General features: G+C 28.1%; 19 protein-coding genes. All 19 read right to left on the reverse strand.

From position 1 onward, the window contains the following. Positions 1-1869, reverse strand: coding sequence for a hypothetical protein (locus KQI86_RS16685; protein ID WP_216440556.1), 1869 nt, complete (start codon positions 1867-1869; stop codon positions 1-3). A 42-nt stretch (positions 1870-1911) separates the two neighbouring features. After that, on the reverse strand, positions 1912-2172 hold the full coding sequence (locus KQI86_RS16690; RefSeq protein ID WP_216440557.1) for a hypothetical protein: 261 nt from the start codon (positions 2170-2172) through the stop codon (positions 1912-1914). 29 nt (positions 2173-2201) lie between these two features. Then, positions 2202-2534, reverse strand: a complete 333-nt coding sequence (locus tag KQI86_RS16695; protein WP_216440558.1) for a hypothetical protein — start codon at positions 2532-2534, stop codon at positions 2202-2204. Positions 2535-2594: 60 nt separating this feature from the next. Next, positions 2595-3182 carry a hypothetical protein gene (locus KQI86_RS16700; protein ID WP_216440559.1) on the reverse strand — a complete coding sequence of 196 codons (588 nt, stop codon included), beginning with the start codon at positions 3180-3182 and terminating at the stop codon, positions 2595-2597. An 18-nt stretch (positions 3183-3200) separates the two neighbouring features. Beyond that, the gene (locus tag KQI86_RS16705; RefSeq protein ID WP_216440560.1) at positions 3201-3590 is read right to left on the reverse strand and encodes a hypothetical protein; all 390 of its coding nucleotides are present in this window, start codon (positions 3588-3590) and stop codon (positions 3201-3203) included. After that, positions 3590-3913, reverse strand: a complete 324-nt coding sequence (locus tag KQI86_RS16710) for an HK97-gp10 family putative phage morphogenesis protein (protein ID WP_216440561.1) — start codon at positions 3911-3913, stop codon at positions 3590-3592. Before KQI86_RS16710 ends, KQI86_RS16705 begins: the two co-directional genes overlap by 1 nt. Beyond that, entirely contained in the window at positions 3903-4205 is a 303-nt protein-coding gene (locus KQI86_RS16715; protein WP_216440562.1) for a phage head completion protein, read from the reverse strand. Before KQI86_RS16715 ends, KQI86_RS16710 begins: the two co-directional genes overlap by 11 nt. A gap of 4 nt (positions 4206-4209) precedes the next feature. Beyond that, on the reverse strand, positions 4210-4527 hold the full coding sequence (locus tag KQI86_RS16720; RefSeq protein ID WP_216440563.1) for a phage head-tail connector protein: 318 nt from the start codon (positions 4525-4527) through the stop codon (positions 4210-4212). Positions 4528-4579: 52 nt separating this feature from the next. Then, entirely contained in the window at positions 4580-5389 is an 810-nt protein-coding gene (locus KQI86_RS16725) for a phage capsid protein (RefSeq protein WP_216440564.1), read from the reverse strand. Between the two features lie 90 nt (positions 5390-5479). Next, the gene (locus KQI86_RS16730) at positions 5480-6097 is read right to left on the reverse strand and encodes a DUF4355 domain-containing protein (protein WP_216440565.1); all 618 of its coding nucleotides are present in this window, start codon (positions 6095-6097) and stop codon (positions 5480-5482) included. 77 nt (positions 6098-6174) lie between these two features. After that, positions 6175-7050 (reverse strand): minor capsid protein, encoded by an 876-nt coding sequence (locus tag KQI86_RS16735; protein WP_216440566.1) that lies wholly within the window; start codon positions 7048-7050, stop codon positions 6175-6177. Then, positions 7043-8314, reverse strand: a complete 1272-nt coding sequence (locus tag KQI86_RS16740) for a phage portal protein (protein ID WP_216440567.1) — start codon at positions 8312-8314, stop codon at positions 7043-7045. The genes KQI86_RS16735 and KQI86_RS16740 overlap by 8 nt, the downstream gene beginning before the upstream one ends. Positions 8315-8330: 16 nt before the next feature. Next, complete coding sequence (locus tag KQI86_RS16745) at positions 8331-10064, reverse strand: terminase (protein ID WP_216440568.1); 1734 nt, start codon at positions 10062-10064, stop codon at positions 8331-8333. A 138-nt stretch (positions 10065-10202) separates the two neighbouring features. Further along, on the reverse strand, positions 10203-10775 hold the full coding sequence (locus tag KQI86_RS16750; RefSeq protein WP_216440569.1) for a tyrosine-type recombinase/integrase: 573 nt from the start codon (positions 10773-10775) through the stop codon (positions 10203-10205). 139 nt (positions 10776-10914) lie between these two features. After that, complete coding sequence (locus KQI86_RS16755) at positions 10915-11331, reverse strand: helix-turn-helix domain-containing protein (protein ID WP_216440570.1); 417 nt, start codon at positions 11329-11331, stop codon at positions 10915-10917. Positions 11332-11472: 141 nt separating this feature from the next. Then, entirely contained in the window at positions 11473-12423 is a 951-nt protein-coding gene (locus KQI86_RS16760) for a hypothetical protein (protein ID WP_216440571.1), read from the reverse strand. A gap of 136 nt (positions 12424-12559) precedes the next feature. Then, positions 12560-13126, reverse strand: coding sequence for a hypothetical protein (locus tag KQI86_RS16765; protein WP_216440572.1), 567 nt, complete (start codon positions 13124-13126; stop codon positions 12560-12562). A gap of 123 nt (positions 13127-13249) precedes the next feature. After that, entirely contained in the window at positions 13250-13660 is a 411-nt protein-coding gene (locus tag KQI86_RS16770; protein WP_216440573.1) for a YjcQ family protein, read from the reverse strand. A gap of 64 nt (positions 13661-13724) precedes the next feature. Next, positions 13725-14315 carry a hypothetical protein gene (locus tag KQI86_RS16775; RefSeq protein ID WP_216440574.1) on the reverse strand — a complete coding sequence of 197 codons (591 nt, stop codon included), beginning with the start codon at positions 14313-14315 and terminating at the stop codon, positions 13725-13727. Positions 14316-14348 lie beyond the last annotated feature (33 nt).

A 14348-nucleotide genomic window follows, 5' to 3' on the forward strand; every position in this document is an offset into this window, starting at 1 on the left:
CTAATATTTTTTATTTTTATAGACTAATTCTTCACTTACAACGCTTGCTACTGCTCTTCCTACTTCTCTATTATTCATTAAAAGTTGTATATTACCCATTCCACTATCGTTAATAGCTTTCATAAATGCGTTATATATAAAAATTTCTAGTTTTTTTATAGGTAGTACTGCTTCAGCACCATCTTCTCCACCTACCATTGCCTTTCCTGTTGCACTATTTACTCCAAAAACTGTTGGTTGTGTAAGGATTCCACCCTCTGCATACCATTCTACGCCCAACTTGGGCACTCCATTTTTTAACCAATCTACAGGATTCATAGAACCACTTATATTAAAGTGTGGTAATTTAATATCTACAGGAAATATGTTACTAAAACCATCTTTGATTTTATCTATTATTCCTGTTATCTTATCCCATGCGAATTTTATAGGGTAAAACAAAATATCTGTTACCTTATCCCATATATTTTTTATAGCATTTAAACCAAGTGAAATTGTATTCTTGACCGCTCCTAAAGCACCAGAGGTTATTTGCTTTACACCGTCCCACGCTCTTTTCCAATTTCCTGTAAAGAGTCCTATAAAAACGTTAAGTATTCCTGTAATTGCATTAAGTACTCCTGATATAATAGCCTTTATAGTTTCTAAATTATTTTTTACAAAAGATTCTATACCATTTATAAAAGGCATTAAAATAGAACTTATAAAAGTTATAAAATCTTTAAATCTAGCAATTATAAAGTTAATTGCAGCCCCTGCTAATTCTTTTATAAGAGGAAAAATAACCTTAAATTTATCTCCTAACTCATTGATAGCATTTCTAACAGTTTCGCTGTTTTGGTAAAGCAAGTATAAAGCCCCTACAAATGCACCTATAGCTAATACTATTAAAGTTACTGGCGAAGTAGCAAATGCTACAGCAGAACCCCATGCAGTGGTTGCCGTAGTAGATATAGCAGTTGCAATCGCACTAGCATTTTGTGCTATGTTATAAGCTATAATAGCAGTTGTAATTGTACCAATAGCAATTCCTATAGTTATAAATATTGGGTAATTTTCTTGTATAAATGTAGTCAGTCCCATTATTCCATTTATAATACCTTGTATGACTACTATTACTCCACTTAAAACAGGCGAACCGACAATGCTTAAAAAATTTGCCCAAGTAGCTTTTAAATTTCCCATAACATTTTCTAAGTTATTAGCTTCTCTAGCACCCTGCCCTAATGCACCATTATTTTCATATATTTTTCCTACCGTATCTATAAGTAAATATTCTTTTTGTGTATCAGTCAGGTCTTTCCACGACTTGTTGTATTCTTGCTTGGCTTTTATGTCCATTTTGGTTGCATTTATATTAATTCCAATAGCATCTCCAGCTTCAAAATTCCCCATAACTAAAGACTTTAATCTACTTGTTACATCTTCTAAGCTTGTATCATAGTATGCCGCACCATCTGCCGCCAATTGCATATATTTATTAGTTAATTCTAATGACTGATTAGCATCTGCACCATTACCTCTAAAAGTACCATAGAAACTACTCCATGCTCCTCTAAGTCTATCAACATGTATTCCTTGATCTTGTGCTTGTTTTGTTATTAATTCCATTGCTTTCGATTGGTCATTTTTAAATGTTTGCTCAAATTGAGAATTTAACGCTTGAACTTTAGCCGTTGTCTCAACCATACTTTTACCAAAGTCTACAATTTTATTTACTGCAAAAGCACCTGCAATAACTGCTCCAACCTTTTTAAAAGTTCCTGATAGCTTATTTAAACTACTTTCGCCCTTCTTTTCTATATTGTCCAAAGTCTTGCTTGCATCATCTTTTATAAAAACAGACCCAAACAATCTGAAAATTTCCATACTCTTCTAACCTCCTCTCTACAAAAATAAAAGTGCATAAGATTAACTCCTACACACTTGTTTTAAAATGCTATTTACTTTATTATAAACCTCTTCTTTACTTTCAATTTTAATAACTGCTGTGCATTGCTTAAAATAATCATCAAAAGATATATAGTTATCTTTTGACATAAAGATACTTTTAACAATATACATTTGGTACAACTTATCTTTAGTGTCGTTTTTAAAGGCTGTTTTAATTAACTCAATACCCTCTTCAATATCCATATTTAATATATATTCTATGTTGCTATATCTTTTCATCAACAAGTCATATACTTCAAATTCACTTTCTACTTGCTGAGTAAGGACAAAAAACCCTTAAATACCTCACTTCTAAAGAGTTCTTTTAATATTTCTATTGTTTCTTCAAAGTCTAATTCTCTAGCTTGTTTTTGGTCTATCTCTTTTATTGATGCAATTACTTCGTAAAACTCGTCCTCTGCTTCTGTAAGTCCCATTACCATTTTTAATACTATATCCATGCCCAACTCTTCTTGCATTTGAGATATTTCTTCTTCTGTTTTGCCTTTTACTGTTTTAAACATACCTTTTACTTCATCTAATATACCTATTTTTTTAACTACTTTTAACAATTTAAACATTAGCTCTGTTTTAAATCTCATTTATATCAACTCCAAAATTTTATTTTTTTATAATATGAAAAGGACTTTTAAGAGTCCCTATTACACTATAGTAGGATAATATATTGCAAATGGAGGATTATCCAAATTATCTACACTATAATGTCCTTCAAAATTAAGTTCTGCTACAATATCCTCACTGTCTTTTGGATTAAGTTTTAGTCCTTCCGTATTTAAACAATTGAAGACCTGTATAATTACTGGCTCTCCACTTCCACTTAAACTACCTATCCAGGTAATGTTATCTATATAATCTGTATTCTCTATAACGTTTTTACCCTCTATTTTACTGTAATTTTTAGTATTTACCGTAGTAGTTGTTGTAGTTGTAACTGCTAATGCTTTTTGCAATACTTCTTTTTTTAGTTCCAGTAAACTCGCACCCATAGTAACACTCCAAGATTCTAAAATTTTAAGCCCTTTTGCTTTACCCTTTACACCATCCACTTTTATATCTCTAAAATTAGGTTTCGCTTCAAAATTTCCTCCACCAGATGTTGCTCCTAAAAGTTTTGTGCTTGCAGTTTCTAATGTGTCTGTGTCTATTTCAAAATTAACATAAAAAGCACCTGTATCTAGTAATAAATTTTGTGTAGTTTCTTCCGTAAATCCACTTATAGTTTTTCCCATATTTAACTACCTCACTTTCTATTTTTTATAAAATCTAATTATATAATTTAGTTGTTTTCGTCTTATATTTTTGTCTTCATCTTTTAAGCTTAAAGTCCATAAATTAGCCTTCTGAACAATAAAAAAAAGCGTATTATTTCTATACACTTCATCACTTATCGCCTTGTCTATTTCTTCTGCTAAATCTTCTATCTCTAAAACTTGATCTTTTATCCCCCAAATATCTATGCTTAATGGAATATCTTTTCTAACCTTATTATCAGTTAATTGTAAAATATTGTAGAGATTATAAACTATTTTTATATTATCTATAACTGTTTTACCTTCTTCATCCCTCTCTAAATCCTCAAAAAAAGTATCTCCAAGTGAAGAAAGTTTTAAATAAATCCAGCTCATTAACTCTTCCATTATTTATCACCCACTTTAGATAAGTGTTCTTTTGCAATTTCTCTTATTTCTTCTATATTTTCCATTACTGCATCCTTTAAAAACGGCTGTGCTTTCTGTTTGCTTGTACCTTCATGCACAAAAGAGGCATAATCAATATTACTACCAATTTCTACTCTATCTTTATTAACTTTATACCCTTGCGACCTTCTTAAATTACCCGTATCTACTGGTGTATTCATCTGCGATTCTGCTGTTACAAGTTTACCTATTTCCTCTAATGCCTTAATTAAGTTATTATTTATGGATTCTTTAGCTTTATCAAATTTCTTTTCAAATTTCATTTAACATCACCTCAATATAATCATCCCATTCAATTATTTTTACTATGTCATATGACTTGTTTTTGTATTTAATAAAATTAGTATTAATATTTATATCTTCTAAATCCATAAACATTCTCTTGGTGCAATTAATAGTAAATCCATAGTCTTTTTTAGCTTCTTCACTAGAATATGGTTGTATATCTACCATAGTAGTTTTAATTAGTACTGGTTTAGCTTCTATAATTTGCCCTATATTATTTTTGTTAGATACACTCCTTCTCCATATTTCAATTTCCTTATTATAAAACATATTGTTACCACATCCTTATATATGGTGTGGGTAGTAAATTAGCCACACTATCGGTAATAATAAAAGCAGTATTATCTGCATATGCTACACTTCTAGCACCTTGTGTCATGGATTTTATATTTTTATTATCTTTGAAATTATAACCATTTACTACTATATCAATTATCGCATCTGAAAAATTGGTTTGGATATACTCTACAGTAAAAGCAGAATTATTAAGATAGTTTTGTATTAGAGTTATTGCTTTCCTTATATATATATTTAAGTTTGAATCTTTAGAGTTATCTTGTATATTTAATAATGTTTTTATATCTTCTAACATTTAATTGTTCCCTCCTTTAATTAAGTTAAGAGGGAAATTAATCCCTCTTTGATTAGGCTAGTGCTATTGTATAATTTAATACTGCTATAGCCTCTGGTCTTAAAACTACAGAGTCATAAACTGCTAAACCTCTTATACCATCAGCAAAAGCAGTTTGCAACCTCATAGCCTCTAATTCATCAATTTGCTTTGCATAACCTGTAGCACTCTTATGTAAAGCTACTACTTTATTTGTAGGTACTTCTTCAGATATAATAACTGTCATACCATTAATTTTTGCGTTATTTACTATACCATTAGCTAATACCTCTGGATTCCTAGTAAATCTATCATCTTTTTGTAATAGATTTAAGAAATCATTATTTATTACTACATATCTATCATTCATTGGCACTTTGTTTTTTCCTAGCAAAGTTCCTAGGTCAACTATGCAGTCATAGGCTTCAGATACCTTTGCAATAGATTTTGCTGTTGTTTTCGTTGGGTAGTTACCTGTTTTAACTCCAGCAACTGCTTTCCCTAGCACATATCCATCTATAGTTTCTGATAGCACTGCACCATGTTCACTAGTTGTAGAAGTCATTACATCTGCAACTAATTGAGCCTTGTCTACATCATCTAAACTAAATGCAAAATACTTTTTCTGTCCAAAAGTCATTTCAACTGGTGTTGTTGTAATTTCATCCCATGCAATTGTACCTGTATAATCTTTTAGACTTCCTGCTCCTACTCTGTTAAATATAATTTTATCTCCATTTTTATCTGAAGGTTTAGTAGTTATTGTATCTGCTACAGATACAGAGTGAAAATTAGATAATAAAGCTCCTTCCCATAAAGTTTTCTTAAAATTTGCTACTGCCATATATAATTACCTCACTTTTTTAATATTATAGTACTTTCTTTAATGTCTAAGTCTAAAGACATTATTTTTAATACAATAAAACAAGATAGGCTATTTAGCTATCTTTGAAAATGCTTCAGCTATTTGTGTTGAAGTCATATTATCTGCATTTTTAAGTAGATCTTCGTATGTTGTTACATCATTTCCCCCTCCATTATTTGGTGGAGTATATGAGTTACCTTTTAATCTTTCTGCAACCAAAGTTTCCATAGAAGTATTAAACACACTTTCCAACTTTTCAATATTTTCAATCGTACTTTCTTCATTCTCTCCTATTAAATAATCAATCAATTCAATAGGTAACTTTTTATCCGTTGCTATTTTAATAGCCTTGTTGGTTAAATCTTTTCTAAGACTCTCCTTTTGCATTTTCTCTATTTCAACTTTTAATTTAGCTAACTCTGTATCTTTTGGATCTTGCTGTGGAAATCTCTTTTCGATCTCTTCATTTATCAACTTTTCAAGATTATTTGTTTTAAAAGTATCAATTCCTTTAGCTAAATGCTTATCTTTCTCACTATCTAAAAAAGCTGTAAAATCCTTATCGTTGGTTAACTTTTCTTTAAATACCTCTAAAGTTGGTTCAACCTTAAAACTATTTAAATATGTTCTAACTTCTACATTTTCTTTATTTTCTTCTAACCATTTTTTAATCTCTTCTAAATTCATTAATATTTACCTCCTGTCAGCCCCTCTAACCTTAGTGACTAGAGACGCGGTTTAATTTTAACAATAAAAAAAGACATCTATTTAATGTCTTGTTGTTCTAACCATTCCTTATAATTTATATAAGGGATATATTCTTTTGTAATATTATCTTTTCTAACCTTTGGTTTCCAACCCTTAAAAGGAATGTTTATATAACAACTCCTACAAAAAGGATGTGCTGGTAAACTAGGTTTATTAGGGTCATTAATTTTATATCTTTTCCCATCATGCTCCCTACAGAACTTACTTGTAGCATTATCTAAGGTTGAAGTATACATTTGTTCTTCAATACTATGATCTTCAGCAAAAACATCGTTAACCTGATTTTGGCATCTTGCAGTTTCAGTTTGTACTAACCTTCTTGTATTAAAAGCATTTTGATTGAATCTATCCTTAATTACATTATTAATTTTATTTACATTAGTTTTACCTTGAAGAAACCTCTCAATTTCAAGGTTTAAGGTCTTTTCTAAGTCTTTTTTATTAGTCCAAAGCCTATCAGACCATAACTCTCCATCAATAGCCGTATCAACTATGCTCTTTATCTGCTTATCAGTTATTTTTTGAAGCTTAAAATCCAATCCAATGTTAAGTATATACGTGCTAGAATAATATTTATCTTCAGTAGCTTCCTCAAGTATGTTATTTATAATAGTTTTTTCTTTTTTAAATTCATCTATGGCTATATTAGATATTAGCTTACTAAAATCACTTCTAAGCTTTAATTTTTCAGCACCTTTAAGAAATAATTTACTATCTAAAATTGTATAAACTAATAAGACCTGACCTATCTTAGACAATAATTCTTCTCTATGTTTTACCTGTATTTTATAAGCTTCCTTAGATTTTTCGTCAGCTTTATTGAATCCCTCTTCGGTAAATTGTAGGTTTAGCTGTTCGTATAACTTATCCATTTACAACACCATCCAATAAGGATTGTCCTTGTAATAATTCCTCTTGTTCAGATTTAAGTTGCTTTATTTCAGCATCACTATTTTCTATAAAGGATAGTTGAGATAATGCTGTTCTGAGTGATATTTTATCTCCAAGTTGGCTAATTATTTGACTCATCATTAGATCGTCGCTTGGAATTACGCTATTGAACTTTATAGCAATGCTTCTATAGTTATAATCCTTATTTTTTAATATCTTTAAATACATAAATAAGAATTTAATTCTGCTAACTATTACATTCATAAGTGCTTTATTGTTAAGTTTAGTTTTTTGCTCAAGGTTAATTAATCTACTTCTTAAAGCTAAACTTGAAGTATTACTCTGCATACGCTCTTGATTATTAATATGGAAACTTAATTGATACATTTTATCTTCAAGTGTTTCAAGCATTAATTTTTGGTATTCTGCATTAAGATTTTTTAATAGCCAATTTAAGTCAGCATCTTTTGAATTAGGTAAATTAGCGAATCTATACTTTTTTAGTTTTTCTATCTGTTCTGCATCAAGTTGAAAGCCCTTGCCTTTTAATATTGCCGCTCTAGTATTGGTTATCTCATTTACTCCATCTGAACTAATAATAGAAAATCCATTTTGTATATCAATTATATCATTGAAAAGTGTATCTTTTTCCAATTCTTCGGATAGTATACCTATTGATACAGGCACTTGTCCAAAAATATGAGTATCAGCTTTTTTTATTTCTTTAAAATCAGAGTTAAAATGTAATATTTGATTCTCTGTATAGATATCAATATATGTATTATTATCAAATTTTAAGTTGTATATATGCATAAAGTATAATATGTTCCCAAAGTCATCTGAATAAACATAACCATTGCGAGGTGTTATTACTTTACTATTAAATTGACCATCTTTACCGATGTAGTACAATTCATATACGGTACCATACAAAAGCATATTTTTCATTAATTGAGCATCATGGTTTTTATCCCAGTGATACATATAGTATTCTATCTCTTGAACAATATTATTGTCATTTGTTTTACTTACATAACTTAGTGGTGTTCCCACAGAATAGGCAACCTCTTCTTTTAAAAATTTTTTGAGATAGTTAAAATTCATTTTATGGCTCTCTTGATATTCCATGGCACTATACTTTCTTATAACATCAGAGTCACCTACATAATATTGATACATTTTATCATATTTACCTTTGTTTAATTTAAAGTCATCATAGCACTTTTTTAATAATCCTATATTCAAAAACTCACCTACTTCCCTATAATCCTAATTTTCTTATATCGAATATTTGTAATTTACCTGTCACTTCTATAGTATCAAGCCTATTACTAGCCTCTGCTACACAGTCTATAAAATCATCATGTAAAGTATATAATTGACCTTGGAAATCCATCATCTGCTCGATAGCTTCTTTCATAACTCTCTCTTTATCAAAGATAATTCTTCCGTTATTAATAGCATCAACTACTGTAGATATTTTTTCATCTTTATTTTTCTTTTGCATTTCATTTATAAACTCAAATTGTCTATTTCTTAATTCTTCATCTTTGGATATTTCTTCTTTTAACTTGTCTAAATCTAATCCCATATAAGTATTTTTTTCTATAACTATATGAGTTATATCATCAAAGTCCTTTAATATATCACATATGTGATTTATATACTCTTCAAAGCTGATAAAGTGTAATATTTCACCTTTTCTTACATATTTAAAATTATTATCTGCTAGGCTTTCTACTACAAATGCAAAATAGTCACCCTTTTTCTTATTTTTTATTCCAGCAGGGTCTACATTTAATATAGTCTTGGTAAAATCATGCTCTTCTATTTCTTCTGTAGTTTCTGTCCTATTAGATTTAAACCATTTTTCACCTATAGAAGTCGCATCATTCATCAGCTCAGACATAAAGGAAACTCTATTTTCCCAATAAGGAATAGCTAAATCATTAAAGCAATCCCATTTTTCTTCCCACAAAACAGGGAATTTCATTTCTTCATAATGTTCCCCATAGAATTGCTTAGCTTCTTCTTTAGGATTATCAACTTTATCATCAAAATAGATTTTCTTACATTTTAGCCATAGATCAGATTCAAAAATATCATCTACAGTTTGTTCTGGATTTAAAATAATCGCCCTTTTTAAAATAGTGCAGTAATCATTATTCCTACTTAATCTACTAACTAAGCAATCTTTATGTAATACTGTTCCAATGTTAATAATTTTAGTAGCAGATTTTATTTTTTTACCATTTCTAAAAACTGCTTTATCTCCTACTTGTTCAATTTCCTTAGTCCATCTATTATATTTCTTATCTCTTGCATCTTCTGTTAATATATCTTTTTCATCCTGGTAATCATCCGCAATTACAACTGTAGGTCTTACTCCCTTAAAGTTAGCACCTCTAACGGAAGATGCTGAACCAACTGCTCTTATATACATACCATTTGTAAATTCAATTTCATTGGCATTAACTTTAAATTTCTTATTATCCATGAGTTGACCAAAATTATCAATTATTATTTTATTTTCTTTAAATACTTTTTTTATGGAGTCTACAAATTGAGTAGCATCATCGTCTTTTTTAGCTCCTATAAGAGTAAATTTAGATTTTTTATATGCAATTAGCCATATACTAATTGCTAGATCAAATATAGTTGTTTTTGCAAAACCTCTTGGACAAATTATATTAACCTTATCATGTATATCATTTACAAAAGTATCATTTGCTATATCCCATAAACCGTAATGATCTTTACTTAATTCTCTTGCTTCATTTGTATCTTTAACTACAAAAATATCTTGGAGGTAATATAAACAGAAGAAGGCAATATCTTTTTCTCCTAAAGCTCTTGCAATTTGTGATAATTTTGTAGAATTATTTTTTATAGTGTTTATTGCCGCTGTTTCTCCATAGTGTTTTGATAGGTATTTTTTTAATATATATGTATTGTATTGCTTTTCGCTTAATTGTAAGTTATCAATATAAACCAATTTTATTATCACCCCCATTTTTGAAAGTTAAAAATATAATATAATTTTTTATAGCTTATCGCCCCTCTTTTTCATTTTTCATTTTTAGAAGGTAGGCGGCTTATTTATAGACATAAAAAAAAGAAGATAGTTTAATTACTACCTTCTAAAATTCTTTAATGCATCTTCATATTCATCATCTACGATATGCGTATATATCATTGTTGTACTTAAATCACTGTGCCCCAAAGCCTTCTGTACCAATCTTATATTCTTCGTAGCTCTTAATAAATCTGTAGCATATGTATGACGTAGTGTGTGTGGACTTATACTCTTAGTTATACCAGCTTTAGTTGCATATGTGTCTATCATTCTCCTAATACCTCTATCATCTAATTGTTTCTTAGTATTAGTTACAAATACATATTCACATATATCTAATTTATCAGCCTGTTTAATTCTATACTCCCTTAATATTTCAAGTATATCCTCACCTATCCATACTATTCTATCCTTACCGCCCTTTCCTTGTACTACTTTTAATTGTCCTGTAGTTAAATTAATATCCTTCCATTTAAGATTAATCATTTCGGATAATCTTAATCCAGTATTTAAAAATAATTGTATCATTACTTTATTTCTATAACTATTAAAATATCTTATATTAAATACATTTACTAGTTGTTTTTGTTCTTCACTTGTTAAAAACTCAGGTATTTTTCTTTTACCCATAAATAACACCTCTTTATACTTTTTACCCTATAATATGTATTTTAGGGTATTATTCACTTATATTTATAGTATACATGATAGATATATAAAACTCAAGTATAAAAGGGTATTATTCACATTAAAATCTTTATTTCATTAACTATTTAGCTTTTGTATCTAATTCTATAACATTATTAAATTCTAAAATTGTTTCATCTAAATCAAATTTTTCTTCTTTTTCCTTATCCTCTGTTACATCCGCAACCTTGCTTGTTGGTGTACCGTATATCCTATTCAACAGATATTGCAGATTCTCACTTCTTATCTTTTCAGATTTACTTGTTAATGCTAATTTCTTTATTTCTTCTACTAAAATATCTACGGATTGAGTTAACTTCTTTTCAGCCTGACTTTTCATCTCTGTTAAGCATTTGTTAATGCCAGCCTTTACATCCTTACTATCTAAATCTGCATATATTGTATTTCTACTAACACCACATACCTTAGCAATATTAGTAACCGTCTCACCTTGAGCATATAAATCTATAACCTTTAATTGTCTATCATTTAATGCCAATCTCCTCACTTCCTCTCTTAACAACCTCACATTACTTCAAGTATTTTTACTTTACACTACATATTATTAATATTTAACTTTCTTTGACCTTTAAAAAATAAAAATGCTTAGTTTTATATTCAAGCATTCTTTATTCTTCATTTATTTAGTTGTATTTTCAATATCATAGTCAAGTACTTCTTTTAGATTATATAAATAACCTAAAATTGCTATACATTTATTACTATTAGTCTTATTATTATACTTAATATCTAATCCATGTATGACTCCATGCCTATTGAACGTTGAATAAATTTTATTTTTTTCATAATAACAATTTATATTATCAGTGTTAATTACTAATGAATGTAATATTTCTAAAGGATAATAATTAATTGCGTACCATAGATCTTCTTTATTTTTATCAATATTATTCTCTTTAAATATTTTTTCTAACGATTGTTTAGTTTTTGGCTCACTTTTCCTTCTGATTTTCGAATAAATACTTTCTCCTAATATTTCTCTACTAATACCTTCTATTTGTGTCAACATAGTTGGTATACTAAGTGTATATAGTTTTTGCTTATGAGCATTATACGCATCTTGAATTATCTCAAAACGTTCTGGAAATACATCTATTAAGTTATTAATTATCTTCTCAGAATTTTCTTCAACAACTTCATTCATAAAATCATCAATAGTTTCTATATATTCTTCCTTATTATTTTTCAAATCTGAATTTATCAAATCATATATATCTCCTAATCCTCTGATAGTATAATCCATTAAATTATAAAAATACCAACCAAACTTTGAAAACTCATTATGAATTTTTCTAGTTTTTTCAGGTGCTTCTGCTAAAATCTTAGCTATTTTATCTTTATTAGAAATAAATTCATCCATTGGTCTCCTATATTTTAGAAATTCGTAATTCACTCCAGTGATCATAGATTGAATAATTTTAACAACACTAGCTAATTTAGCACTACATTCCTTAATACTTTCCTGACTTGAACTATTTAAACCCTGTTTTGGAATTTCATCTAGTGAGCCTATTTTTATAGTTCTTTTTGTAAATTTTATACCTTGAGAAATACTTTTTATTTCATTCACAAAAACACCTCCATAATTTTACTTATAAGGGTATTGTAACATATATTGAAATTTATCAAAATGTCATCAACAGATCAGAAATAATCTATAGCTAAATCAGTCAAAACTATTTTGTAATAAGGTAAGATTTTAATTTTTACTTAATACCAATATATCTCTTAATGCTTTTTACATCTTCAACTAGGGTATCAATCTTTACATCAATATTTTCATTAGTAACATCTATTTTTTCGCATACATTATTTGTACTTAATTCTTTTTCAAGTTCATCCAATATTTTCAGAGACATATAAATTCTTAAATGCTCTGCTAATATTTCATCACTATTTTTAATAGCTCTAAAAATAAATATAAGAAAAAATGCACAAGAAATATTTAATATTAAGCTTAAGTCTAAATGCTCAAAAGGTTTTATAATATATGAAAAAAATATAGATATAAAAACTCCTATAATTGCAATATCTAAAGCAAAATTATTAGAAATCCTAATTCCATGATGCTTTCCTAATTTCTTTTCTAATCGTATTTTTTCATATTTAATATCATCTTTATTGTTTATAAATATTTCTTTATAATATTTTTTTATTTCTAGATATGCTTTTTTTATATTCCCTAACTCATATTGATATTTTTTATCCTCTTTAAAGTTATTTATTAAAGATTCATAATAATTTTCTGTATATTTTCTGGCATCTTTCCCCATAAATAAATATTGCTCCTATCAAATTATAATATCCAAACAATTATATTCGACAGAAGCTTTAAATTCCCTTCAAGTAGTACATATATTTGTAAAACAATAGAACACTCAACAAAAGCAAGTGTTCTATTTTCCTATATTTGATTTAATAATTTCAGATATTACTTTTGCACCAAAGTCTTTAATCTGTTCTATTCCCCATTCACCTGATTTTGTAACAATATATTTCACTTTGTCTAAACCACTTAGTGTTTTATCTATACCTAGCTTCTGCTCAACATAATCTATGCCATAAGATGAAATCAACATATCACCAAATCCAAAATATTGAACCTCACCTTCAGCCCAAAAGAATTCAATGTTTTGAATTAATCCTTCGTTTTCGAGCTTTCTCAAAGCCATAACAAATACCTCTTCATCTAATTCTAAGTTTTCCCCAGTTATTGTTTCCTGCATATTAGGTATATCTTTTTGATACTCAGTATAGATTGCAATAAGAACTCTTTGTTTAGCATCTAATTTCACTTTTATTTTCATCCTCTCATAAAGTCTTACATATAATTATAACACTAAACTTGCAATAAAATTATGTCTTAATTAATTACTTAATACCAATATGTTTCTTAATGTTTTTTATATCTTGATTTATGTCATCAACTTTTGATTTCATATCATCTTCATTAGTAGCAGTTATTTCTTTTAAATATTCCTGTTTATTCTCTGAGTCTTCCTTCATGACATCGTGTAAAATATTTAAGCACAAAGTATAAAACCCTTTATTAATTGTCTCTCTAATTTTAGAACGACTCTCTAATATTAGAAAATATGTTATAGCTCCCATAAAAACTAACATTAATTTATTGAATACTCCATAATAAGCATATCCTTCTTCACCAAACACTTTCGATAAACTCTCTACAACCATAGATATAATAAGAGTTAATATAATAGTTATAAAAATATCAAAATTGCCTTTTATAAAATTATATTCATTTATTCTATCATTCAACAATAGCTCTTCTACTTTTCTCTGTTTTAAATCCATATCAATATATTTTTTAAAAATCATATCTATTAGTTTATTATAATTAATTTTTTCAAATGTCGGCTTTTCATCATTAAACCATTCACTAAACATCTTACAATATTTATCAAACTTATACTTTTGAACATTTAACATTCTAAATTTCACATTACCACTCCTGTCAAATTATGATATACAAGT

Origin of the sequence: Clostridium mobile, from assembly GCF_018918285.1 — a bacterium.
GTDB lineage: Bacteria > Bacillota > Clostridia > Clostridiales > Clostridiaceae > Clostridium_AW > Clostridium_AW mobile.

Excerpts from the sequence above, each read along its gene's own strand:
- KQI86_RS16730 (WP_216440565.1), bottom strand. The coding sequence starts at position 6,097 with ATGAATTTAGAAGAGATTAAAAAATGGTTAGAAGAAAATAAAGAAAAT.
- KQI86_RS16685 (WP_216440556.1), bottom strand. The coding sequence starts at position 1,869 with ATGGAAATTTTCAGATTGTTTGGGTCTGTTTTTATAAAAGATGATGCA.
- KQI86_RS16715 (WP_216440562.1), bottom strand. The coding sequence starts at position 4,205 with ATGTTTTATAATAAGGAAATTGAAATATGGAGAAGGAGTGTATCTAAC.
- KQI86_RS16735 (WP_216440566.1), bottom strand. The coding sequence starts at position 7,050 with ATGGATAAGTTATACGAACAGCTAAACCTACAATTTACCGAAGAGGGA.
- KQI86_RS16695 (WP_216440558.1), bottom strand. The coding sequence starts at position 2,534 with ATGAGATTTAAAACAGAGCTAATGTTTAAATTGTTAAAAGTAGTTAAA.
- KQI86_RS16705 (WP_216440560.1), bottom strand. The coding sequence starts at position 3,590 with ATGGAAGAGTTAATGAGCTGGATTTATTTAAAACTTTCTTCACTTGGA.
- KQI86_RS16710 (WP_216440561.1), bottom strand. The coding sequence starts at position 3,913 with ATGAAATTTGAAAAGAAATTTGATAAAGCTAAAGAATCCATAAATAAT.
- KQI86_RS16750 (WP_216440569.1), bottom strand. The coding sequence starts at position 10,775 with ATGGGTAAAAGAAAAATACCTGAGTTTTTAACAAGTGAAGAACAAAAA.
- KQI86_RS16770 (WP_216440573.1), bottom strand. The coding sequence starts at position 13,660 with ATGAAAATAAAAGTGAAATTAGATGCTAAACAAAGAGTTCTTATTGCA.
- KQI86_RS16690 (WP_216440557.1), bottom strand. The coding sequence starts at position 2,172 with ATGAAAAGATATAGCAACATAGAATATATATTAAATATGGATATTGAA.
- KQI86_RS16720 (WP_216440563.1), bottom strand. The coding sequence starts at position 4,527 with ATGTTAGAAGATATAAAAACATTATTAAATATACAAGATAACTCTAAA.
- KQI86_RS16725 (WP_216440564.1), bottom strand. The coding sequence starts at position 5,389 with ATGGCAGTAGCAAATTTTAAGAAAACTTTATGGGAAGGAGCTTTATTA.
- KQI86_RS16765 (WP_216440572.1), bottom strand. The coding sequence starts at position 13,126 with ATGGGGAAAGATGCCAGAAAATATACAGAAAATTATTATGAATCTTTA.
- KQI86_RS16700 (WP_216440559.1), bottom strand. The coding sequence starts at position 3,182 with ATGGGAAAAACTATAAGTGGATTTACGGAAGAAACTACACAAAATTTA.